This is a genomic window from Caloramator quimbayensis, assembly GCF_900167605.1.
Taxonomy (GTDB): domain Bacteria; phylum Bacillota; class Clostridia; order Clostridiales; family Caloramatoraceae; genus Caloramator_B; species Caloramator_B quimbayensis.
In genome coordinates this window covers 179579-204139 of the sequence record NZ_FUYH01000001.1, presented here as the reverse complement: position 1 = coordinate 204139, position 24561 = coordinate 179579, and the positions used below count along the sequence as shown (strand labels likewise).

The following is a 24561-nucleotide window of genomic DNA, read 5'->3' as shown; positions in this document are numbered from 1 at the left end:
AAAATTAAGGGGGATAAAAAATGAAAAAAATTATTGCATTATTCATGACAGCAATCGTAATGCTGAGCATGGCAGCATGCGGAACTCAAAAATCTTCAAATGGTTCAGGTTCAGAACAAAAATCAGTAACATTAAAATTAGCTCATAACTTAAATGAGCAGCATCCAGTTCATTTAGCATTAGCTGAATTTGCTAAAAAAGTTGAAGAGAAGACTAATGGTCAAGTTAAAATTCAGATATTTCCTAATGGACAGCTTGGTTCTGAATCAGAAGTATTAGAGCAGCTTCAGGCTGGAGCAGTAGCTCTTACAAAAGTTTCAGCAACAGCATTGACTACATATGAGGATGGTTACAATGCTTTCTCACTTCCATATGTATTCAACGATGAAAATCACTTTTATAAATGTATGGAATCAGATGTAGTTAAGGAACTTTATAACAAGACAAAGGATAAAGGCTTTATAGGTTTAACTTATTATGATTCAGGTGCAAGATCCTTCTATACTGCAAAGAAAGCAATAAATACTCCTCAGGATTTAAAAGGATTAAAAATAAGAGTTATGGGATTCAAGTCCCAGACAGATATGATGCAGGCATTAGGCGGAACAGCAGTAAGCATGAACTACGGTGATGTATATACTGCACTTCAGTCAGGAGTTATAGACGGCTGTGAAAACAATGAAACTGCTTTAACAATTGGAAAGCATGGAGAAGTTGCAAAATATTTTAGCTATGATGAGCATACAAGAATTCCAGATATATTAGTTATCAGTTCAAAGGTATGGGACAGCTTAACTGCTGACCAGCAAAAAGCAATTCAGGAAGCTGCAAAGGATTCAACTGAATTCCAAAAGCCTCTATGGAAGAAATCAGTACAGGAAGCTGTAGAGCAGGCAAAGAGCATGGGTGTTAAATTCAATGATGTTGATAAGAAGCCATTTAAAGAAGCAGTTGCTCCAATGATTGAAAAATACTCTAATGAAATGATAGAAGTTAAAAAGTTATTAGATGCATTTAAAACTATACAATAATTAAGGACCTAAAAAGACCAGAAAATCTGACAGTAAATAGGTTTTCTGGTCTAATTACGAATAGAGAATTTATTATATTGGTGGTGCAGGAAATGAAAAAAGTAAAGCAATTTGTAGATACTTTGTTGGCTTATGTTAATTCAGCCTTATTGATTATAATGACAGCATTAGTTCTGTGGCAGGTTTTTACAAGATATGTGCTGAAAAATCCAAGCACATTCACTGAAGAGCTTGTAATAATAATTTTAATTTGGACATCATTCTTGGGAGCAGCTTACGCCTTTGGAACAAGGCAGCATATGTCTTTAATCTTTTTAAAGGAAAAATTGTCAGGAATAAAAAAGAAAATTCTTTGTGTTTTTATAGATTCATCAGTATTGATTTTTACAATATTTATACTCGTTATGGGAGGACAGCAGATTACAACAGGAGTTGCAGGAATGAGAACTCCTATACTAAATATTCCTAAGAGCTATATTTATTCATCTATTTTGGTTTCGGGAGTATTAATAATTCTTTATCAGATTTATAACATAATCGAAGATTTTAAAATGAATGATTAGATATTTTTAAAATGAGGGAAGGAGAACTATAGATGATTACAACAGCAATGATTGTTTTGTTTGCAGTTTTTTTCGGCTCCTTAGTGATTGGAATTCCTATTTCAATAGCAATTGGCTTATCTTCTATAATAACTGCTTTGGTAATTACTCCACCGGATGTTGCAATATTTACAATAACTCAAAAAATGGTAAACGGTATCAGCAGCTTTTCACTTCTTGCGGTTCCATTATTTGTTCTATCGGGAAACATAATGAACAATGGAGGTATTGCAAAGAGATTAGTTAATTTTGCTAAAGTTATAGGAGGAAGAATACCAGGTGCACTTGCTCATGCAAATGTTCTTGGGAATATGCTCTTTGGAGCTTTATCAGGTTCTGCAGTTGCAGCAGCTGCTGCCATAGGTGGTACCATGGCTCCTCTTGAAAAAGAAGAAGGCTATGATCCTGCATATTCTGCAGCTGTAAATATAGCATCTTCACCTACAGGAATGCTTATACCTCCAAGCGGCGCACTTATACTTTATTCACTTGTTGCAGGAGGAGTTTCAATATCAGCTTTATTTATTGCAGGCTATATTCCAGGAATATTAATGGGAGTTGCAACTATGGTTGTTGCATATTTCTATGCCAAGAAACACAACTATCCTGTTGCTCCTAAAACTACATTTAAAGAAGGAGTTAAGGTATTTTTTGATGCTCTGCCAAGCTTATTATTAATCGTTATAGTTATCGGAGGAATAGTAGGCGGTGCATTTACAGCAACTGAAGGTGCTGCAATAGCTGTTATATATCCTTTGATTCTTTCAATAATATATAAGAGTATTACATTAAAGGATATTAAGGATATCATTTTAAAGACAGCTGTAACAACAGGAGTTATCATGTTTTTAGTTGCTGCATCCTCAGCAATGTCCTGGGTAATGGCTTATACAGGAATACCTGAAGCTATAAGCAAAGCAATATTATCTATTTCAACAAACAAAATAGTTATCCTGGCAATAATAAATATATTATTGTTAGTAGTTGGAACTTTTATGGATTTAACTCCTGCAATACTTATATTTACTCCTATATTCTTCCCTATAGTTACACAATTAGGAGTAGATCCAGTACACTTTGGGATAATTTTAATTTTTAACTTATGTATAGGTATTATGACACCTCCTGTTGGCAGTGCGCTGTTTGTAGGATGCAGTGTCGCAGATGTTTCCATTGAGAGAGTATTTAAACCTCTGCTTCCTTTCTTTGCTGCGCTTATTGCTGTTTTGTTCCTTATTACATATGTACCTTCAATAAGCTTGATTCTGCCAAAGCTGCTGCATTTAATATAGCATAAAGGAGAGTTCTTAATGATAAAGGAAAAGTATCTATTCAAACTGATTAAAAATGAAAATAATGTGATAGATTTTAAATTAGCTGATGGAAATACTTATGTAAAGGTATTTGTGCTTGAAGAAGATGTTATAAGGTTTTTAATGTATGAAAATGAATTGAAAATGGATAGAACGTGGCTTGTAGCACCGGGCATGGATGATATTGAGAAGGAAGGAAGAGACAGATTAGATATTTCCCCATTCTCTAAGCCTGAATATGTTTTAAATTGTGATGAACTTACATGTACTATAGAAACTTCTAAAATTAAATTAGTTATAAGCCTTAATGGCATGAAGACGGCATGGTACGCAAAAATTAACGGAAGTGAAATCAAGTTTGCAAGCGATAGAAAAACGCAGGCTTATAATATAGAAGGTTCATTAGGAAAAGGAGTATTTCATTATTTAGAGAGAAGCTTAAAAGAACAATATTATGGATTGGGAGAAAAATCAGGAATTGCTGAAAGACATGGAAGAAGCTTTAAGATGATGAGCGTTGATCCTATGGGATACGATGCAGAAACTACTGATCCTCTTTATAAGCATGTACCTTTCTATATAACAAGAAATAAGGAAACAGGAATATCCTTTGGGATTTTTTATGACAATTTATCAACATCAATATTTGACATGGGAAAAGAACTTGATAATTATCATGGGTATTACAGGTATTACAATGCTGAAGATGGGGACTTGGATTATTACATAATACTTGGACCGGAAATAAAGAATGTTACACAGAAATTTTCCTATCTAACGGGAAGGACTATATTTTCACCGAAATGGAGTATAGGATATTCAGGTTCAACGATGCATTATACAGATGCACCAAATGCACAGGAAAGGCTTCAAAAATTCATAGAACTGTGTAAAAAATATGATATACCTTGTGATTCTTTCCAGTTATCTTCTGGATATACATCGATAGGAAAGAAAAGATATGTATTCAATTGGAACAGGGATAAGTTCCCTTCTCCTAAAGATATTATAAACTACTACCATGAAAACGGGTTAAGACTTTGTGCAAATATAAAACCAGCACTATTAATAGATCATCCAATATATAAAGAGCTTGAAGAAAATAAAATGTTTGTTCAGGATAGGACAGGAGAAAAAACGGAGACAGCTCAATTCTGGGATGACTTAGGTGCATATGTAGATTTCACAAATCCAAAGGCTTATGAATGGTGGAAAAAAGAGGTTACAGAGAAGCTTTTAGAGTATGGTATAGACTCAACATGGAACGATAACAATGAATATGAAATTTGGGACAGTGATGCTAAAGCTAACGGATTTGGAAAAGAAATAAATATAGGACAGATAAGGCCATTGATGTCACTATTGATGATGAAAGCTTCTTTCGAAGCTCAAAAGGAATATAACCCTAAAATAAGACCATATCTTATTTCAAGATCAGGATGCCCTGGAATGCAAAGATATGTTCAGACTTGGTCAGGTGATAACAGGACATGCTATAAAACAATAAAATACAATATAAAGATGGGTATAGGGCTTAGCCTTAGCGGAATTTATAATTTCGGCCATGATGTTGGAGGCTTTGCAGGACCTGCACCTGAACCTGAAATGTTTGTAAGATGGGTTCAAAACGGTATTTTCCATCCAAGATTTACAATACATTCTTGGAATGATGATGGTACTGTAAATGAACCTTGGATGTATCCTCAGGTTCTTCCATATATAAGAGAAGCTATAAAGTTCAGAGTTAAAATAACTCCATATATATATAACCTATTATATAGAGCCCATGAATATTATGAACCTATGGTAAGACCTACTTTTTATAATTTCGAAAATGATACTAAAACATATGAAGACTGTGATGACTTTATGCTTGGTGAGGATATGCTTGTTGCATCTGTTGTTGAAGAAGGACAGTATGAAAGAGAAGTATATCTCCCAGAATATAATGACGGCTGGTATGATTATAATACAGGCTTATGGTTTGAAGGCGGTCAAAGGATAAAAGTTCCTGCTCCATTAAATTATTCACCTTTATTTATAAGAGGAGGAGCAATAATTCCTGTAAACGATGCAGAAATCACCTTTGAAACTAAGTCAAAGGATGAAAGAGGCTTTATGGTATTTCCTCATAAGAATGTTGGTAAAACTGAATTTAAACTTTATGAAGATGATGGATATACAAACGACTATAAGAAGGGCATATTTGCATTTGTAAACGTTAATATGGAATGCGATGAAGAAGAAATAAAGATAGATATTTCAAAGGAAGGTAAGTTTGAACTGCCATATAATAAAGTAAAAATACATCTTCCAAAATCTGAGGTAAGAAAAATTGTAATTAACGGGGAAATGTTTGAAAAAAACAATGAAAATGTTTATGAAGCTTTTGTAGAAGAGGGGAGGTAATTTTATGTACATGACCTTTAGATGGTATGGCGACAATGATAAAGTTACACTGGATTATATACGCCAGATACCGGGAGTTAAAGGGGTTGTAACAGCTATATACGATATACCTGTAGGAGAGGTTTGGCCCTTAGAAAAAATAATGGAGCTTAAAAATAAAATCGAAGCAAAGGGATTGAATTTCAAGGTTATTGAAAGCGTTCCTGTACATGAAGATATAAAGATGGGACTTCCTACAAGGGATAGATATATTAATAATTACTGCGAGACTTTAAGGAATTTATCAAAGGCCGGAATTGAAGTTGTATGTTATAACTTTATGCCTGTATTTGATTGGACACGCTCCTGTCTTGATTATAAACTTTCTGATGGTTCAACAGCTCTTATATATGATGAAAAAACAGTTCAGCAGATGGACCCTTTAAAGGGAGACTTAGAGCTTCCAGGATGGGATACAAGTTATAATAAAGAAGATCTAAGAAATCTTTTAATTCAGTATCAAAGCATAACTGAGGAAGATTTATGGAACAATTTAAAATATTTCTTAGAGAGGGTTATTAAAACTGCTGAGGAAGTTGGAATTAAAATGGCGATACATCCCGATGATCCGCCATGGTCAATATTTGGGCTTCCAAGAATAATAACAAATAAGGAGAATCTTGAAAGATTTATAAATCTTGTGGACAGCCCTAATAATGGAATTACTTTATGTTCAGGCTCTCTCGGAGTAGCTCCTGATAATAATATACCTGAGCTTATAAGATATTTTGGTAAAAAGGGAAGAATACATTTTGCCCATGTAAGAAATATAAAAATTACCGGTGAAAAATGCTTTGAAGAGTCAGCCCACAGAAGTGAATATGGCTCCCTCGATATGTATGAAATAATGAAGGCATATTATGATATTGGATTTGACGGACCTGTAAGACCTGATCATGGAAGAATGATATGGGGAGAGCAGGGAAGACCTGGATATGGACTTTATGACAGGGCTTTAGGAGCTGTATATCTTAACGGTTTATATGAAGCTATTGAAAAAGGATGCAAGTAGTAATGAAAGGAAGATAACATATATGAAAGTACCATTCAATATTGACCTTAAAGGTAAAACAGCCGTTGTAACGGGCGGAGGAGGCATACTTTGCAGCATGTTCGCAGAGGCTCTTGCAATGTGCGGCGCAAAGGTTGCAGTACTTGATTTAAATAAGGAAAAGGCTGATGAAGTTGCAAACAAAATATGCTCCAAGGGATATTATGCAATTGGAGTTGAATGCAACGTACTTAATTCAGAGAGCCTTGAAAATGCAAAAAAAGAAATCAATGAAAAATTAGGAAGCTGCGATATATTAATAAACGGAGCTGGAGGTAATAATCCTAAAGGTACTACAACAAAGGAGTATTTATATAAAGAGGATTTAAATAATAAAGATAGTAATATTATTACATTCTTTGACCTCGATCCTAAGGGAATAGAGTTTGTATTTAATCTTAACTTTTTAGGAACATTAATGCCAACCCAAACCTTTGCAAAGGATATGATTGAAAAAGATGGGGCAGTAATTATAAATATATCTTCAATGAATGCCTTTACTCCATTAACCAAAATTCCTGCATACAGCGGTGCAAAAGCTGCGGTAAGCAATTTTACTCAGTGGCTTGCTGTTCATATGTCAAAGGTTGGAATAAGGGTAAATGCAATAGCACCAGGCTTTTTCTTAACTGAGCAGAACAGGAGATTATTGACTAATGAAGATGGTTCATATACAGAAAGAGCAGAAAAAATATTAAACAATACTCCTATGAACAGGTTTGGTACTCCTGAAGACTTGATAGGAACTCTTCTTTGGCTTGTAGATAATAATGCTTCAGGATTTGTGACAGGAACAGTTATTCCTGTTGATGGAGGATTTTCAGCTTATTCAGGAGTTTAATACTTGTCAAGTGCCGCTTAGTTGACATATTTTATGCCAAATACAATATTTTGTATTTGGCATTCTTTTTATTTTTTACAGATTATGCTATTATTAAATTAATGTTTAAAATAGGGGGTTGGTATTATGAGCAGCGCATTTGATGAAAAGCTAAAGGAATTTAAAGAGTATGTCAGCAAAATCGAGTACTTAAACAGCGCAATTTCGGTACTTTATTGGGACATGAGGGTTGGTATGCCTAAAAAGGGTATTAATTTCCGCTCCGACGTTTTAGGGTATCTATCTACAGAAGCTTACAGGATGCAGACATCTGATGCAGTAAAGGAGTTTGTAACATACTTTGAAGGCGCTCAAGACCTTGATAAAGTTACATCTTCAATGGTTGAGAAAATTAAGAGGGAATATGATAAAAACAAAAAAATCCCTGAGGATAGATTTAAGGAATATGTAATATTAACCTCACAGGCTGAGGATAAGTGGACGCAGGCAAAGAATGAGAAAAATTTTGAAATATTTAAGCCCTATCTTGAAAAGATAGTAGAAATGAATAAGGAATTTTTAAATTACTGGGGATATGAAGGTAATAAGTATAATACACTTTTAGACTTTTATGAGATGGGAATGACGGTTGAAAAACTTGATAAGGTTTTTGGTGAGCTCAAAGATGCTATAATTGAGATTTTAGATAAGATTAAAGCTTCAAATTATACTCCTGATGACAGCTTCTTTAAGGGGGATTATTCAAAGGAAAGCCAGGAAGAACTTGGAAGGGAAGCTTTAAAAGCTATTGGATATGATTTTGATGCTGGAAGGCTTGATGAAACTATGCATCCCTTTACAATAGAGTTTTGCAACAGGGATGTCAGGATAACTACAAAGTATCATGAGGATGATTTAAGACCTTCGCTTTTTAGCTGTATACATGAGGGCGGACATGCAATATATGAGCAGAATATTCCTGATGAGCTGAATGGAACAACCCTCGGTACAGGAGTTTCAATGGGAATACATGAGTCCCAGTCAAGATTTTATGAAAATATAATAGGAAGAAGCAAAGAGTTTTGGAAGTATTTTTATTCTAAATTAATAAAAATCTATCCTCAATTTGAAAATGTATCCCTTGAGGATTTTTATAAAGGCATAAATATAGTAAAGCCTTCTTTAATAAGGGTTGATGCCGATGAACTTACATACAGCCTTCACATTATAATAAGATATGAAATAGAAAAGATGCTTATTAACGATGAAATAAAGGTTGAAGATTTGCCAATGGTATGGAAAGAAAAGTATAAGGAATACCTCAATGTTGAGCCTAAGGATGATTCGCAGGGAGTACTTCAGGATATACACTGGGCAGGAGGAAGTTTTGGATATTTCCCATCCTATGCCCTTGGAAATTTATATGGAGCACAGTTCTTTAACAAGATGAAGCAGAATATTAAAGATATTGATGAGAAAATTGAAAAGGGAGAGCTAAGCGTTGTTAAGGAATGGCTGAGTGAAAACATTCATAAACATGGAAGCGTATATAAACCTTCAGAAATATTGAAGATGGCAACGGGAGAAGAGCTTACTGCAAAATATTTTATTGAATACTTAAAAGAAAAATACAGCAAAATATATAACTTTTAAAAGGAGCCGAAAGGCTCCTTAATTTTTTGCAAATTTATGATACCATAATACTGCACAGCCAATTGCTGTCGCTCATTTAGAAGCTCTAAAATTCGCTTTATATTGGCTTTAGCAGTATCATGGTCTTGTCTTTAATCGCAAAGTTCAACCTTGCATTATGTCAACTGGATAGCACTTAACAAAACAACAAAAACTTATTTATACATTGCATAGGTTTCTTCGTATATGTTAAGGGTGTTTGCGGCTGTTTTAATCCAGGAAAACTCTCTTGAGCGGGCAAAGCCTTTCTCTGCCATGTCATATCTTAGTTTTTCATCTTCGAGTACTCTTTCAAGGGCACATTTTAAATCTTCAGTGTCAAAAGGGTTTATGAGTATTGCGCTGTCCCCTGTAACCTCAGGTATCGATGATACATTTGATGTTATTACAGGTATTTTGCAGGACATAGCCTCAAGGGGAGGAAGCCCGAAGCCTTCATAAAGTGAAGGATATACAAAAACAATAGAAGCGTTATAAAAATATGGAAGGTGGTCATAGGGTATAAAGCCTGTGAATATAACCCTGTCCCTTATTCCAAGGCTTGTGCAAAGTTCAATCAAGTATGAGTGTTCATCCTTTGAAGGGCCCAGTATTACAAGTTTTATATCAGATTGTATATCTTTATATATTCTTGAATAGGCAACAATAAGGGATTTAACGTTTTTCCTTGGGCTAAAGCCTCCAAGATATAATATATAATCGCAGTCCACATTGTAATTTATTTTTACAAATTCCTTTGCAATATCTTTTTCCATAGGCTTAAAAAAGCTGTCAGCTGCAAGATGAGTTACTTTTATCTTGTCCTCGGGCACATCGAAAATCCTTATGATATCCTTTTTAGAAAACTCTGATACAGTTATTATCATATCGCTGTTTTGTATTATTTCAGGCATTTGAGAAATAAACCTTTTAAGATAGCCCCGCCCTACGGTTTCAGGCATTATATAGGGTATTAAATCGTGAATTGTTGATATATAAAGGCAGCTTTTTTTGTGGGGAAGTCCTATTCCGTTTTGAGGAACATGGTATATGTCTATAGATTTATTTTTAATATTTTCAGGGATAAAATATTCTTCAAAAAACCTGTGGTGTTTTTTTGAGGCTATGCTCACAGTTACATTAGGAATATTTGATAATTCTTTATAATTCGTTCCGCACCAGTAAAGGTGATATTCGTTTGATAAATCAAAATTTAGAATATATTTTAAAACCTGCTGGGTATAAGTTCCTATTCCTGTTCCTGCATACCAGTTAGCACCTCGTCCATCGATTGCAATTTTCACTTAATTCACTCCCATTTAAGCCTATATATTATTAATATTATTGTTTTTGCTGTATTGTGCATAAAATCTTATTTTCTATCACATTTACTTATTGCTTTCATATTATAAAATAGAATTCATTTTACTCTGGAGTTGATGGAATGGAGAATGTGAAGGAATTAATTGAGAAAAATTATGAAATCCCCGTATTTGAAGCAGAAAAGATAAAAAACGCTTATAAAATAAAAACTGATAAGGGATATCTTTGCTTTAAATCTTCAAATTATGATTATGAGCAGTTTAAATTTATAATAAATGCAATAGAGTATTTATATTACAGGGGCTTTAAAGGGGTACTGCTTCCTTATAAAACAATAAAGGGGGATAATTTTATAAAAAAAGATAATGGCTATGGCTATCTTTGCAGCTGGATAGACTCGAGAGAGGCAGATTTTAAAAACCCAATTGAGCTTAAAATGTGTCTTGATACTTTAGGAGATTTACACCTGTTATCAAGAGGGTTTAAGGTTGATTTTCATGCAAAGGGAAGAGACCAGTATGGAAAATGGGTTAAAAGATTTAAAAAAAGATGCGATGAACTTTTGTATTTCAAGGTAATCATTAAATCAAAGGATGAAATTTCTGATTTTGATGATATATATTTAAAATGCTTTGATGCCCACTACAGGCAGGCGCTAAAATCCGTTAAAGACCTTGAAAACTCAAATTACTTTGATATTATGGAAGAACATAAAAGAAAATCATGTATATGTCATCACGATACTGCCAATCATAATTTTTTAATAACCTCAAATCTTGACATGTATATGATAGACTTTGATTACTGCATTTTAGATTCACACCTTCACGATTTATCGAGTATTATAATAAGAAATTTAAAATACGGAAATTGGGATTTTGATGTTTTAGAATTTATTCTTTCGATTTATTGCAACAAGATACCAATAAATAAGGATGAAATATATCTAATATTTTGTTTTATGCAGTTTCCTCAGGATTTTTGGCAGGTAGGGCTTCAGTATTATGTTGAGAAGCAGCCTTGGGATGAGGATTTTTTTGTAAGAAAACTTAAAAGGATTGCAGAGGACAGCAAAGACAGGATGAGCTTTTTAAAGGATTTTGAGCAAAGACTAAAGGAGGGGCAATATGGAGATTTTAGTTGATGCAAAGGAATGGGAGGTTCTATCGTCTTATGCAATAATAGATTATGCAGTATCTAATGGATTTAAGAGCATAATTAAAATAAACAAAACTAAAAGCGGAAATCTATACGATAAAAGCAGCGATGGTCTTTTAATACTTACAAGCGAATATGGGAAAGAAAATTTTCACCTTACGAATAAAAAAAATATACTCACTATGGCGGGGATGCTTGCGCATTTTCATAATTGTACTGAAGGATTTATACAGCCCCAGGGAATTAAGACTAAGGTTTATTGGGGAAAAAGAGCTGAAAAATACAGGATGCTCACATCAAAACTTGAAAAGTTTAAAAGTGAAATAAAAGATAAGGAAAATTTAACGCCCTTTGAGGAATATGTTATGCCATATATTGATGAGCTTTTAGTAAGGGCAAAAAACAGTCAGAAGGTTTTTAAATCAAAGGAATATTTAAAACTTCTCGAGGAGAGCATGAAAAAAAGAGAAGTTTGTATAAATTCAGCATCGAGTTCAACTGCAGTAGTAAGATGCGGTAAGCCTCTTATAGTCAAAGTATTTGATATGGGATACAATTTGTGCATTGAAGATTTAGCCCTCCTAATTAAACACTCTATTGAGGATTCTAAGGATAAAAACGTTTATAAGGATATATTAAAACGATATAGGAGCATTAGAAAAGTGGATTCTAATCTTGATAAAATAATAAAAGCCTATGTTTCTTTTCCATATTATTCCTTAAAAACAATAAAAAAGTATATGGAATGTAAAAAAGATGATGAGTTTTATATAGATAAGCTTAAAAGGGCCTACTCTTTAGAAAAGATATCTAATATTATGGAGGCTGATAACAGTTAAAAAATTGATAAGATTTCATAAAAATCTATACACAATTTATAAAAAATCCCACCTATTTGGTAGGACTGGTATATTTGATAATTAAATCTTGATGCTTTATCAAGCAATTTAGACTTAGGAATTGAGGTGAAACGAATGATTAAAACCTACAAAGTAATGCTTTTACCTAATAATAAGCAAAAGACAAAACTGTTTGAATGTGCAGGTGTTGCAAGGTGGGCTTATAACTGGGCTTTAGAACAACAACAAGTTAACTATAAAAATGGTGGTAAATTTTTAGACGATAGAGTTTTAAGAAAAAGACTAACAGAACTTAAACATAAAGAAGAATACAAATGGTTAAACGACTATTCAAATAATATCACAAAACAAGCTATAAAAGATGCCTATATCGCTTATAAGAATTTCTTTGAAGGTCGTACTAAATTTCCAAAGTTTAAATCTAAGAAAAGAAGTAAACTAAGTTTTTATCAAGATACAGATAAAGTTGTTATAACAGATACTCATGTAAAATTAGAGAAATTAACCTCTTCTAAAAAGAAAAACAAACAAAAGCTAAATTGGGTTAAATTAGCTGAAGTAGGCAGAATTCCAATAGGAAAAGGTGTTAAGTACTCTAATCCAAGAGTAACATTTGATGGACTAAATTGGTGGTTATCAATAGGAGTAGAGGAAAATTCAAAGCAAGATAACATTCAATATTCAGAAGGTATAGGAATAGATTTAGGAGTAAAGGATTTAGCTATAGTTAGTACAGGACAGAAGTTTAAGAATATAAACAAGTCAAGCAAAGTTAAGAAACTTGAAAAGAAACTTAAAAGACTGCAAAGGAAACTATCTAAAAAATATGAATTAAACAAAATTCAAATAGAGGGAGGTGAATACCGCTACAGAAAGACTAAAAACATTAAAAAGTTAGAATTTCTTGTTCTAAAAGTGCAAAGAAGGCTTAAAAACATAAGGCACAACTATATTCATCAAATAACTACATCTTTGGTGAGAACCAAGCCAGAGTATGTAGTAATGGAAAGCTTAAATACTTGCGGAATGTTAAAGAATAGAAAGCTATCAAAAGCTATACAAGAACAAGCTTTCCATGAATTTAAAAGGCAGATGGAATATAAGTGTGCATTAAGTGGAATTAAGTTTATACTTGCAGACAGATTCTACCTTTCAAGTAAAACTTGTAGTAGATGTGGTAATGTAAAAGATAATTTATCTCTATCAGAAAGAGTCTTTATATGCGAAGGATGTGGATATGAGATAGATAGAGACTTAAATGCAAGTATAAATCTTAAAAACTATGGCAAATCAATAGCATAGCACAAAACGTTAGCTATTGATATGTACCCATACGTTAGTGGGGAATTTAAGCCTTTGGAGTGTCAAACAAACATGAGTAGGTTTATCCGAAAGTGGACACGATGAACAAGGAAGGAAACAGAAACTTTATAAGTTTCATAGGTTTTCTGTAACGGTGTAGTGATGGAGTATAGATACAGAGACAAATCCTTTCTATCCTCATATATGCTTGATACAAAAATATTTGACTGTTTTGACTTTTTAGTGGAGGATGCTTCCCCCATCCGTTCTGTGTATATTTTAAATACCGATGAAGGATATAAAATTTTAAAAAAGGTCGAGTACGATATAGATACTCTTATGTTTATATATAATTCATTAAGGGCTTTAAGGGAAAAATATCCCTATGTCATAAATTTCAGGCTTACAAGGGATAATAAACCCTATACAGAATATAAAGGAGGAATATATGTAGTTTTAGATTTAATAGAAGGAAGAGAGTGCGTATTTCAAAATCCGATAGATTTAAGTGAAGCTTCAAAGGCCCTTGCAAAGCTTCACAATGCAGGCATTGATATAGATATATTTGATGAATCGAGGAATAATTTAAAGAAAACTATAAAAAAATTCAGTGATAAAATTGAGTCTATGAAAAAATATAAAGAAATAGCAAATATGCATGTTAATAAGACAGAGTTTGATAGTCTTTATCTTGAAAATGTTGACTTCTATATAAAGTGTGCTGAGGATTCTGTTTTATGTCTTGAAAGTTCTGATTATATTAGCCTTTGTGAAAGATTTCATACCCTTTGCCATCACGATCTTGCCCATCACAACATATTGATTGGAAATGATAACAATATATACTTTCTTGATTTTGACTACTGTTTAATTGATATTCCCTGCCATGATTTATGCAATATTATAACAAGGGCAATAAAGCATAACAGCTGGAGCGTTGATATGGCGAAAAATATTATAAATTCCTATTCACAAATCAGACAAATAGATGATAAAGAGCTGAAGGTTTTATACGGATATCTCTTATTCCCTCAGGATTTTTATGATATAGCATACTGCTACTATATGAGAAGCAAAAACTGGGAAGAGAGCGAATTCGTAGAAAAGCTAATAAGAAGAGCAGGTTATAAAGAGGAAAGGGAGTATTTTTTGAACTGTATTCTTTCATAATGATATAGGCATTGTTATAAATAGGTATAGTTTTTAATCAGGGATTTTAGATTTAACCTCCCCAGTTAAAATTTTTAACTTATTTCTGTGGTAAATTTGTTTTTAGTTTAGAAATTTTACTTTAATATCCTTTAATTAAAAATTTAAACAAAAATAGTAATGTGAATTGAAATATGCCTAATATTATGATAAAATAAACTTGAATAAGGTCACGAAGACCTAAATTAATAATAGACCACGAAGGCAGCTTATGCTGCCTTTTATTTTTTGGAGGTGTTTTTATGCATATACCTGATAATTACCTTAGCCCGTCAACCTGTGCTGTCTTTGGAGCGGCTATGATTCCAGCATGGAGAAGGGCTGTAAAAAAGATTAAGGACGAAATCCCAAGAAAAAAGATGCCAATGCTTGGCATAGGAGCTGCCTTTTCATTTTTGATTATGATGTTTAATCTTCCCCTTCCTGGAGGAACAACAGGACATGCGGTAGGTGCAGTTTTAGTTGCAATACTTTTAGGGCCATATAGTGCATGTATTGCAGTTACTGCAGCACTTTTAGTTCAGGCATTATTCTTTGGAGACGGTGGAATACTTGCCTTTGGAGCAAACTGCTTTAACATGGCCTTTATAATGCCCTTTAGTGGATATTATATATTTTCTATCTTAAAGAAATATTTTAAAAACGAAAAAGGAGAGTATATAGCATCCTTTATTGCAGGATATATTGGTCTTAATATAGCAGCATTCTTTGCAGCAGTTGAATTTGGAATTCAGCCTGCTTTATTTAAGGATGCAGCAGGACTTCCTCTATACTGCCCATATCCTCTTTCAGTTTCAATACCTGCTATGATGATACCTCACCTTTTGGTTGCAGGAGTTGTTGAAGGCCTTGTAACATCGCTTGTATATGCTTATGTTAAAAAGGTATCTTTAGATACAGTATATGAGGGAAGCGTATCCTATAAGCCTCTGTATATACTCATTGCAACTATGGTTATACTTTGTCCCCTCGGACTTTTGGCTCAGGGCACAGCTTGGGGAGAATGGGGAGCTGAAGAAGTTGTAAGCCTTTTAGGATATGTGCCAAAAGGAATGGAAAAGGGCATCAGCTTTAACTCTTTAATGCCGGATTATACTGTTTCTGGACTTTCAGAGACTTTAGGGTATATAATATCAGCAGTAGCAGGAATAGCAATTATATTTTTAATATTTAAGTTAGTAAATATGAAATCTTTAAAACATGAAAAATAGGAGGATTTATGGACTGGCTGTTTAAAGAGGACGATTTTACCCCAAAGAAAGATAAAGACACATTTGCAGATAAGACTGTTAAAGCTCTTTTAAGTGCAGCATCTAATATAAGAAGGCAGGATTTTATAGAAAAAAAGGGATTTTTATATAGTGTCAATCCTGCTTTAAAGCTCCTTTCGGTTTTTGTTTTGATATTTTTTATTTCATTATCTAAAAATATATTTTTTCTATTATCTTTAGATTCGCTCTTAATAATTTGTACACTGCTTTTAAAAAATAGCAGCGGCAAAGTGCTTTACTTTAGCTTTGCCGCTTTTGCCTTTTCTCTTTTAATGGTTTTTCCATCGGTATTTATCTATAAAAGTTTTAGCAGTTTAATTATTCCTGTAAAGGTTTTTGCAGATATTGTTATAGTAAATATTCTTAGCATTACTACAAGGTGGAAGGATATAACTAAATCCTTAAAGCTTATTTATGTTCCTGATATTTTTATTTTCATTTTGGATATTGCAATAATTTATATATACGTACTTGGTGATTTAGCACTAAATATGATTTATGCACTGAAAATCAGGACTATTGGTAAATTAGATAAAAAATATTCTTTGCTTTCTAATATTATTGGAAATGTTTTTATACAATCAAAGCTTATGTCTGATGAAATGTACAGCGCTATGGAGTTAAGAGGATTTACAGGGGAATACAAAAGAGAAGTGAATTTTAAGCTTAATATATATGATTTTATTTTTATATTAGTTATAATATTTATGATATCTTCTTATTTTTTCTTTTAAAACAGCTTTCTTTGGAGGTTTAAATGATAGAGCTTAAAAGTATATGTTTTAGCTATAAAGACATAACTGCACTAAATAATATAAATTTAAAGATAGAAAAGGGAGAATCTGTTGCATTAATTGGGCCTAATGGCTGCGGCAAGTCTACGCTCTTAAAGCTCCTTAGCGGAATAATATTTAAAAGTGAGGGGCAGTACTTATTTAATGGCACTTTAATCGATGAAAAGAGAATGCAGGATAATATCTTTTCAAAGACCTTTCATAAGAATATAGGATTTTTATTTCAAAACCCTCAGCTTCAGCTTTTTTGCCCAACGGTTTACGATGAGGTCTCCTTTGGGCCGTATCAGATGGGATTTTCAAAGGATGAGGTGCAAAAAAGAGTTTTTGACTGCTTAAATCTTCTTGGGATATGGGATTTAAGGGATAGAGCTCCCTATAACCTTAGCGGAGGAGAGATGAAAAAAACTGCCTTAGCTGCAGTTTTATCTGTAAATCCTCAGGTAATACTGCTCGATGAGCCTATGAACGGGCTTGACCCAAAGAATAAGAAATTTTTAAGGGAGCTTTTATTAAGACTTAGTGAAAGCGGAAAAACTATAATATGTGCCACCCATGATTTTGACTATGTTAAGGGACTTTTTTATAGAGCAATAGTTTTTTCGAAGGAGCATACTATTATAGAGGATGCTCCCTTTGAGAGCGTTGTAAACAATAAAGCACTTTTGGAGAGAAATAATATAATTTAGAAAACGGATATTCTTTATGACCATGAATAAATTTTTTATTTATGCTTAATTAGGACAAGTCTATGAAATTTAAGATAATAGGTATTAAAAATAAAAAGTAACAAGTTATGACTCATCAATAGCTACAATGAATGTACGAAAAAGTTTCTAACTTGCCAATTATATGGCACCTTTTTCATTCCGTTGTTGTGGCTATTTATTAGTCATGACCTGTTACTTATTATATTAAAGACGAAGAGGGACGGTTACTTATTATATTATATTTGCTCTAGATTTTTGCAGTTTTATAAAGCACTTCGATTGTTTCAACTGCTGTTTTCTTCCATGAAAACATAGAGCTTCTTTTAAGAGCTTTAAGGGTAAGTTCAGTATAAAGTGTGCTGTCGTTAATAAGCATTAAAAGTTTTTCAGCTATATCGTCAGCATCCTTTGGATTTATATATAGGGCGTCCTCCTGCAACACTTCAGGTATTGATGTAACATTTGATGCAATAGTTGGTATTCCGCAGGCCATAGCTTCAAGGGGAGGAAGGCCAAAACCTTCATAAAATGAAGGGTAGCAGAAAATATGGGAGGCGTTATAAAAATAAGGCAAATCCTCTACAGGGACATATCCTGTAAAAATAACATCCTCCTTAAGACCTAAAGAGTAGGCTAAATCTCTATAGTCGTAATAGGAACGCCCCTTTTTGCCAAGTATTACAAGTTTAATTTTTTCGTCTAATTTAGGCTTTATTATGCTAAAGGCTTGTATCAGACCTTTAATGTTTTTCCTTGGGCTGAATCCTCCAACATAAAGTATAAACTTATCATCAATTCCATATTTCTCTTTTATATAATCTTTGCATAGTTTCTTATTTCTTGGGTAGTATATATCCTCTGCAGCAAGATGGGTTACAAATATCTTCTCTTTTGGATAGGATAAAGCTTTTGCAATGTCCTCCTTTGAATATTCTGATACGGTTATAATAGCATCGCAAAGAGGAATAATCGTTGGTATTTCTCTCATATAAATTTCATAATATTGTGGGCCCACGGTCTCTGGCATCCTATAGGGAATTACGTCATGAAGTGTTATAACAAATGGGCAGCTTTTTATTTTTGGAAGTCCTATTCCATTTTGAGGCACATGGTAAACATCTATTCCTGTGTCTGTTAAAATATTTGGGATATCTATTTCTTCCCAAAAGTTTTCCTTTCTATCCTCTGATATAAGCTTTATGTCTATGTTATCCCCAGGGTTTAAATCAGAAACGTTCTCATCGGGTAAAAAAAGAAGGTAGCGGTTTATCTTATCCATAAGGTTTATGTTGTATATGAGCTGATAGGTATAGGTTCCTATTCCTGTTCCCCTGTACCATCTTGCAGCCCGCGCATCTATTCCTATATTCATAAAAACCTTTCCTAAAATTAATTACACTACATAATATGGATTATCAAAGAATAATGTGAAAGGGAAGGATAAAATCCTTCCCTTATACAAGACTTATAAATTTTTCTATATCCTTTTTTATAACATTAAGAGAGCTTCTCCAAAAATCTACTGAGTGAATGTCTATTCCCATAATCAGTGCAACGTCTCTAACCTTCATTTTGCCAGTAACTTTAAGAAGATTTTCGTAGTCATCAAAGAATGAGCTTCCCCTCTTTACATATTCAGCATAAAGTCCCTTTGCAAAGAGTTCTCCAAAGGCATAGGGAAAGTTGTAGAAGTTGCAGTCAGCGTAGTAATAGTGTGGTTTACAAACCCACATATATGGATGAAGATAATTTTCATCAAGGCCATCCCCATAGGTCTGCCTTTGTGCATCAAGCATTATTTCCTTCAGCTCTTCAACTGAAAGGGAGCTCTCTTCTCTTCTTCTAAAAAGCTCAGTTTCAAATATATATCTGCTTAAAATATCTACAATAACCTGTGTTGAACCCTGAAGACCGTTTTCAAGTATTGATAGAGCTTCATCCTTTGTAGCTTTTTCAAGAGCTGCATTAGTTACTATAGTTTCGTTGAAAATTGATGCTGTTTCTGCAAGGGGCATTGGGTATTCGCTGTTAAGATAGCTTTCGTCAGCGAGGCAGCTGCCGTGGAAAGCATGGCCAAGTTCATGGGCAAGGGTTGACATATCGTTAAAGCTTCCTGTAAAGTTAGCCATAATCCTCGACTGCCCTATACAGTGAAGATTTGCACAAAAGGCACCGCTTTGTTTTCCTTTCCTTGGTTCTGCATCTATCCATCTGTTTTCAAAGGCATTATCTATAAACTTTGAAAGCTTAGGGCTAAAAGATTTGAAATTTTCAACTATGAATTCCCTCGCCTCATCATAGGTAAATTTCATATCTGCATTTCCAACAGGTGCAAACAAATCATAGAAAGGAAGACCGTTTTTATGGCCCAATATTTCTGCCTTTTTCTTTAAATATTTTCTGAAATAAGGAAGGCTCTCTTTCATAGCCTCAAGCATAGCAAAAAGAGTATCCCTATCAAGCCTTGAATCTTCTAAGGTCTTATCAAGAGGAGATTTATATCCTCTTAATTTGCAAAGGGTTATAACTTCCCCTTTTATTCCGTTAAGACAGGCTGCTGAGGATTTTGCTATTTTTTCGTAGGATTTTAGCTCTGCTTCATAGGCATTTTTTCTTAAAGAAGCATCCTTTTCATAGGCCATGTTTCTTACAACAGGAAGGGGAAGAGACTTTTCAGCTCCATCTATTGTAATTTCAACAGTGTGATTTGAAATTAAATTTTCCTGAAGCTTAGCCCATGCCATAGAGCCTGTTGTTTTCATCTTTGATATTATTACTTCTTCCTTTGTATCTAAAAGATAATTTGACTTTTCCTTAACTTCTTTAATGAAAAATTCGTGTTCCTTTAAAAGATTAGATTTTGATATTATTTCATCTAAATTTTCTAATCCTTTAAGCCATCTTTGAAATTCTACCTGAGGCTTTGTTAGGGATGTTATTTTATCTTCAAGCTTTTCAAGGTAGTTTAATGCCTTAGTGTCGTTAACATCAACGCTTAAAATTAAAGATACATAGCTTGTGAGACGTGAATATAAATGGCCAAATTCCTTTGACATTTCTATGTACTTTTTTATTGCCTCTGCAGTATCCTTATTATCAAGATTTTCTGCAAAGTTTATAAATTCGTTAATTTTTTCGTCACAGAGCTTTAAATCGTCTAAAAACTCTTTAGAATCATAGGATGTATAAAGGTCATCAAGACTCCAACGCATATTCATGAAATTACCCCCTTTAACAAAAATTAGTATATAATTATATTTTAGTTTTATAGTGAAGTATAATCAATATTTATATTTTTTATTCGAGTATAATCGAGGCTGCTTACTTGATATTCTACAATATTTATAAGTTACAAATATAATAAAAATCCCATCTTGTCCCCAAATTTTATCATATATAATAAATGTTTGACATATAAAATAGATAAGGGGGCGATTGTATGGTACGTGAAACCGAAATATCAAATCAGTTCGGATTTCGAATATACGAATTAGTTCCAATGAGGGGAGTTTATTTATTAAAAACGGATAAAGGAAACAGATGTCTAAAGAAAGTAAACTATGGTATTCAAAAGATTATGTATTTATATAAAGCAAAGGAACATATAATACAAAACGGCTATGAGAATGTGGATAGGTATGTTCTATCAATAGAAGGAACCCCCTATGCATTAGTTAATGATGACATATATGTGGTTACTGAATGGATTGATGGCAGGGAATGCGATTTCAAAAAGATTGAAGATTTGAAAAAAGCTTCAGCAAATCTTGCTAAGTTTCATATTTGCGCAAGGGGGTTTATTCCTGATGAAAACCTTAAGGTAAGGAATGATATAGGAAAACTTCCAACAACCCTTGAAAAAAGAGTTGCAACTCTTAATAAGATGTATGATATTGCAAGGAAAATTAAGAAAAAGACAGAGTTTGATGAAATATACATGTCTAATGTAGATTTTTATATTAATCTTGCAAAGGATGCGATTAATTTTTTAGATAAGGAATCATACTATAAAGTTTGTAATGAATCTATAAAAGAGAGCGTTCTTTGTCATCATGACTACACCTACCATAATATAATATTTGACAGCAAGGACAGCGCTCATATAGTTGACTTTGACTACTGCAAATCAGAGATACAAATTTATGATGTTTCAACTTTGATGATAAAATCCTTAAAGAGGCTTAATTGGAATGTAGATTATGCAAAGATTATACTCGATTCCTATAACAGCATAAGACCTATATCGAAGGAGGAATATAATATACTTAAAACTCTTTTATTGTTCCCTCAAAGGTTCTGGAGGCTTGCAAACAGATATTATTATAAAGAAGCGGGATGGAATGAGGTTTCTTTTACAAAGAAACTTAATGAAATAATTGATGAAAGAGAAAAATACATGGCTTTTCTTGAAAAGATGCATGAAATAATGTAAGTTTTAAATAAAACTTAAGGCTGTGATAATTGTAATAAATAATTGCAACTATCACAGCCTCTTTATTTGAGATTAATTGAAGATTCTTATCTTGGTTACAGCTTTCGAATTTGACTAAGCGAAAAACATTAACAAAAAAAGAGTTATTCCCATATTATGTAATATACGACACATGGGGGTGATTCTGTGGATGAGTTCAATGTTGGGGACATAGTTGTTCGGAAATCCTATGGAGGGGATGTTTATTTTAAAATAATTCAAATAATAAAAAGGCAGGATGGGCAAAAAGTTTATTTATTAAAGGGAACAGATCTTAGAATTTTAGCGGATGCTTTTGAGGGGGATCTTGAAAAACCGAGCTTTGACAGGATAAATGACAATAGCGAAAATTATAAGAAGAAAATAAATGCTTCAATGAAGAAAGTTCTTCTTCAGAGAAAATCGAGTGCAGGAAAGGGTATGCTCTCTCAAAGAACAGCAGAAAATGTTTTAGGAAAAGCAGGAAAAGTGCTTCATGTCGACGGTGATGAGGAATATCTTGACATATGCCTTCGGGGATACAGGCAGCTCGGAATCAAAGCAGTTGGAAAATTAGTTGCAGAATCTGCACAGCCTGGGGCAGTACTTGCGTTTCTTAAAGAATACAGACCGGATATTTTAGTTTTAACAGGCCATGATGCTATGATTAAAGGAACGAAGGACTATAAAAATCTCGACAGCTATAGGAACTCGAGATACTTTGTTGAGGCTGTAAAAAATGCAAGAGAATATGAGCCATCCTATGACGATCTTGTTATTTTTGCAGGTGCCTGCCAATCATGTTATGAGGCTATTATGGACGCAGGAGCTAACTTTGCAAGTTCGCCCCACAGGGTGTTAATTCATGCCCTCGATCCTGTTTTTATATGCGAAAAAATAGCCTATTCGAGCATATCAAAATTTATTTCGCCAATAGAAGTTTTAGAAAATACAATTACAGGAGAAAAGGGCATAGGAGGCCTTCAGACAAGAGGAAAATACAGAGAGAGTTCTCCAAAATCTCCATATGAGTAGGAGTGGTTTTATGGGGAATATTTTAATAGATGTTTATGATAAAAACAATAATTTAATTAAGGCAGGAATAGAAGAAGTATTATATAATGAATTATTAAAGCTTAATTTCAGTTTTAGCGAAATTGAAGCTTTAAAAGCAGCTGCTGTTTTAAAAAGGAGTGCTCTGTCAGGTTATATAAAAAATTCAAGATATTATTTAAAGAATAAAGAAGCAATTTTAATTGACGATTTAAATTATGAAAAAAATAATGCTCTTTTAAAAAAAGCAATAGATGAAACAGCAGGTATAATAGCTTTATATAAAGACACCCCCGTTGATTTTTATTATACTGAATGCTGCGGGGGAGGAACAGCAAATTCAGAGGATGTTTTAGGTGTTAAAATTAATTACTTGAGAAAAATACTTTGCAGGTTTTGCAGCGAGAAGTATTCTGAAAAGATTATCGATATAGAAGAAATAGCAAAGAAAACAAATAAAATTCAAAGCTATAAAGGAGAGATAGGCAATTTAATAGGAGATGTTAATAGAGATGAAACTGGGAGGATAACAAGTGTAAATGTTTTAGGTAAAATACTGAGCGGTGAAGAATTTGCAAAGCTTTTTGAACTAAAAAGCAGCAAGGCATATTTCCTTGTAAAAAGTATTTTAATAAAAACTATAGGAAAAGGTACAGGGCTTGGGATGTGCCTTGAAGGGGCAGAAAATATGGCAAAAGAGGGAAAAAGCTTTAAGGATATTATAAATTATTATTATACAGGGACTGAACTTTCAAAACTTAATGAAGATGAAATATCCTCTTCTTTATCAGGAAGGAAAATAGTAATAGATCCAGGACATGGAGGAGAGGATAAGGGTAATGAGATAAATGGAATTTTTGAGAAAGATGTAAACCTTATAATCGCTGAAAATTTAAAAGGGATGCTCGAAAAAATTAGGGCTGATATAGTACTTACAAGGGATTGCGATAAGGAAGTTTCTTTAATAGAGAGAGTTAAAATTATAAACAGCGAGAGACCTGATTTTTATATAAGCATTCATCAAAACAGTTTTGTGATGCCTGGTGTAAATGGGGTTGAAATATACTGCTATTTAAACGATGGGGAGGCTTATAAACTTGGAGAAATAATCTGCAGCAACATAGGCAAAGATTTAGATACAGTAAAAAGAGGGGTTAGATTTGCAGATTTTTATCTTTTAAGGGAATCAAAGGTCAGCGGGGTTTTAATAGAGTGCATGTATATGTCAGGAGATAAGGATAAATTAAAATATAAAGATAAAAATTATTTAACAATTGCTGACTCAATATATAAAAGTATTTGCAGTTTTTATAATGTTGAACCCTGAAAAGCCGCATGGGTTCAGCTTTTTTATTATACTGCATGAGTAATGAATGTTTATATTTCATATGTCAAGGCATGATTATATGTAAAAATAATAGATAAATAGTGATTATGTCATTTACTTGGCTTATTTATAATTTGTTAACAATAAATAAACATAATTTTAATATTG

The 24561-nt window shown here is 33.1% G+C and carries 20 protein-coding genes; 17 read left to right on the top strand and 3 right to left on the bottom strand.

Annotation, left to right across the window (positions count from 1 at the left end):
- The first annotated feature begins 20 nt into the window (after positions 1 to 20).
- The 7 genes from B5D15_RS00965 (at position 21) to B5D15_RS00935 (ending at position 8918) form a co-directional block, all read left to right on the top strand.
- Positions 21 to 1031, top strand: a complete 1011-nt coding sequence (locus B5D15_RS00965; RefSeq protein WP_078695229.1) for a TRAP transporter substrate-binding protein — start codon at positions 21 to 23, stop codon at positions 1029 to 1031.
- Between the two features lie 92 nt (positions 1032 to 1123).
- Positions 1124 to 1594 (top strand): TRAP transporter small permease, encoded by a 471-nt coding sequence (locus B5D15_RS00960; protein WP_078695228.1) that lies wholly within the window; start codon positions 1124 to 1126, stop codon positions 1592 to 1594.
- 32 nt (positions 1595 to 1626) lie between these two features.
- The gene (locus B5D15_RS00955) at positions 1627 to 2925 is read left to right on the top strand and encodes a TRAP transporter large permease (protein ID WP_078695227.1); all 1299 of its coding nucleotides are present in this window, start codon (positions 1627 to 1629) and stop codon (positions 2923 to 2925) included.
- A gap of 18 nt (positions 2926 to 2943) precedes the next feature.
- On the top strand, positions 2944 to 5355 hold the full coding sequence (locus B5D15_RS00950) for a glycoside hydrolase family 31 protein (RefSeq protein WP_078695226.1): 2412 nt from the start codon (positions 2944 to 2946) through the stop codon (positions 5353 to 5355).
- Positions 5356 to 5359: 4 nt separating this feature from the next.
- On the top strand, positions 5360 to 6406 hold the full coding sequence (gene uxuA / locus B5D15_RS00945; RefSeq protein ID WP_078695225.1) for a mannonate dehydratase: 1047 nt from the start codon (positions 5360 to 5362) through the stop codon (positions 6404 to 6406).
- A 22-nt stretch (positions 6407 to 6428) separates the two neighbouring features.
- A complete protein-coding gene (locus tag B5D15_RS00940; protein WP_078695309.1) occupies positions 6429 to 7286 on the top strand; it encodes an SDR family oxidoreductase in 858 nt (285 codons plus the stop codon).
- A gap of 126 nt (positions 7287 to 7412) precedes the next feature.
- Positions 7413 to 8918 carry a carboxypeptidase M32 gene (locus B5D15_RS00935; RefSeq protein ID WP_078695224.1) on the top strand — a complete coding sequence of 502 codons (1506 nt, stop codon included), beginning with the start codon at positions 7413 to 7415 and terminating at the stop codon, positions 8916 to 8918.
- Positions 8919 to 9112: 194 nt separating this feature from the next.
- On the opposite strand, the gene B5D15_RS00930 is transcribed toward B5D15_RS00935, so the two are convergent.
- On the bottom strand, positions 9113 to 10240 hold the full coding sequence (locus B5D15_RS00930; RefSeq protein ID WP_078695223.1) for a glycosyltransferase family 4 protein: 1128 nt from the start codon (positions 10238 to 10240) through the stop codon (positions 9113 to 9115).
- A gap of 140 nt (positions 10241 to 10380) precedes the next feature.
- Here B5D15_RS00930 and B5D15_RS00925 point away from each other — a divergent pair, with 140 nt between their 5' ends.
- The 7 genes from B5D15_RS00925 to B5D15_RS00895 all read left to right on the top strand — a co-directional run bounded on the left by B5D15_RS00925 (position 10381) and on the right by B5D15_RS00895 (position 17542).
- Entirely contained in the window at positions 10381 to 11403 is a 1023-nt protein-coding gene (locus B5D15_RS00925; RefSeq protein ID WP_078695222.1) for a CotS family spore coat protein, read from the top strand.
- A complete protein-coding gene (locus B5D15_RS00920) occupies positions 11387 to 12256 on the top strand; it encodes a protein kinase family protein (RefSeq protein WP_078695221.1) in 870 nt (289 codons plus the stop codon). The genes B5D15_RS00925 and B5D15_RS00920 overlap by 17 nt, the downstream gene beginning before the upstream one ends.
- Positions 12257 to 12391: 135 nt before the next feature.
- Entirely contained in the window at positions 12392 to 13579 is a 1188-nt protein-coding gene (locus tag B5D15_RS00915; RefSeq protein ID WP_078695220.1) for an RNA-guided endonuclease InsQ/TnpB family protein, read from the top strand.
- Between the two features lie 162 nt (positions 13580 to 13741).
- Positions 13742 to 14749 carry a CotS family spore coat protein gene (locus B5D15_RS00910; RefSeq protein WP_078695219.1) on the top strand — a complete coding sequence of 336 codons (1008 nt, stop codon included), beginning with the start codon at positions 13742 to 13744 and terminating at the stop codon, positions 14747 to 14749.
- 281 nt (positions 14750 to 15030) lie between these two features.
- Entirely contained in the window at positions 15031 to 15999 is a 969-nt protein-coding gene (cbiM, locus tag B5D15_RS00905; RefSeq protein WP_078695218.1) for a cobalt transporter CbiM, read from the top strand.
- An 8-nt stretch (positions 16000 to 16007) separates the two neighbouring features.
- Entirely contained in the window at positions 16008 to 16793 is a 786-nt protein-coding gene (locus B5D15_RS00900) for an energy-coupling factor transporter transmembrane component T family protein (RefSeq protein WP_078695217.1), read from the top strand.
- A 23-nt stretch (positions 16794 to 16816) separates the two neighbouring features.
- Entirely contained in the window at positions 16817 to 17542 is a 726-nt protein-coding gene (locus tag B5D15_RS00895; protein ID WP_078695216.1) for an energy-coupling factor ABC transporter ATP-binding protein, read from the top strand.
- A gap of 268 nt (positions 17543 to 17810) precedes the next feature.
- Here B5D15_RS00895 and B5D15_RS00890 read toward each other — a convergent pair whose 3' ends face one another.
- Both B5D15_RS00890 and B5D15_RS00885 read right to left on the bottom strand, forming a co-directional pair.
- Entirely contained in the window at positions 17811 to 18935 is a 1125-nt protein-coding gene (locus tag B5D15_RS00890) for a glycosyltransferase family 4 protein (protein ID WP_078695215.1), read from the bottom strand.
- Between the two features lie 82 nt (positions 18936 to 19017).
- Complete coding sequence (locus B5D15_RS00885; RefSeq protein WP_078695214.1) at positions 19018 to 20781, bottom strand: M3 family oligoendopeptidase; 1764 nt, start codon at positions 20779 to 20781, stop codon at positions 19018 to 19020.
- 221 nt (positions 20782 to 21002) lie between these two features.
- Between B5D15_RS00885 and B5D15_RS00880 the strand changes: the two genes are divergently transcribed.
- The 3 genes from B5D15_RS00880 to B5D15_RS00870 all read left to right on the top strand — a co-directional run bounded on the left by B5D15_RS00880 (position 21003) and on the right by B5D15_RS00870 (position 24393).
- On the top strand, positions 21003 to 21995 hold the full coding sequence (locus B5D15_RS00880) for a CotS family spore coat protein (protein ID WP_078695213.1): 993 nt from the start codon (positions 21003 to 21005) through the stop codon (positions 21993 to 21995).
- Positions 21996 to 22181: 186 nt separating this feature from the next.
- Complete coding sequence (gene yabG / locus B5D15_RS00875) at positions 22182 to 23048, top strand: sporulation peptidase YabG (RefSeq protein WP_078695212.1); 867 nt, start codon at positions 22182 to 22184, stop codon at positions 23046 to 23048.
- A gap of 10 nt (positions 23049 to 23058) precedes the next feature.
- A complete protein-coding gene (locus B5D15_RS00870) occupies positions 23059 to 24393 on the top strand; it encodes an N-acetylmuramoyl-L-alanine amidase (RefSeq protein WP_179122132.1) in 1335 nt (444 codons plus the stop codon).
- Positions 24394 to 24561: the final 168 nt, after the last annotated feature.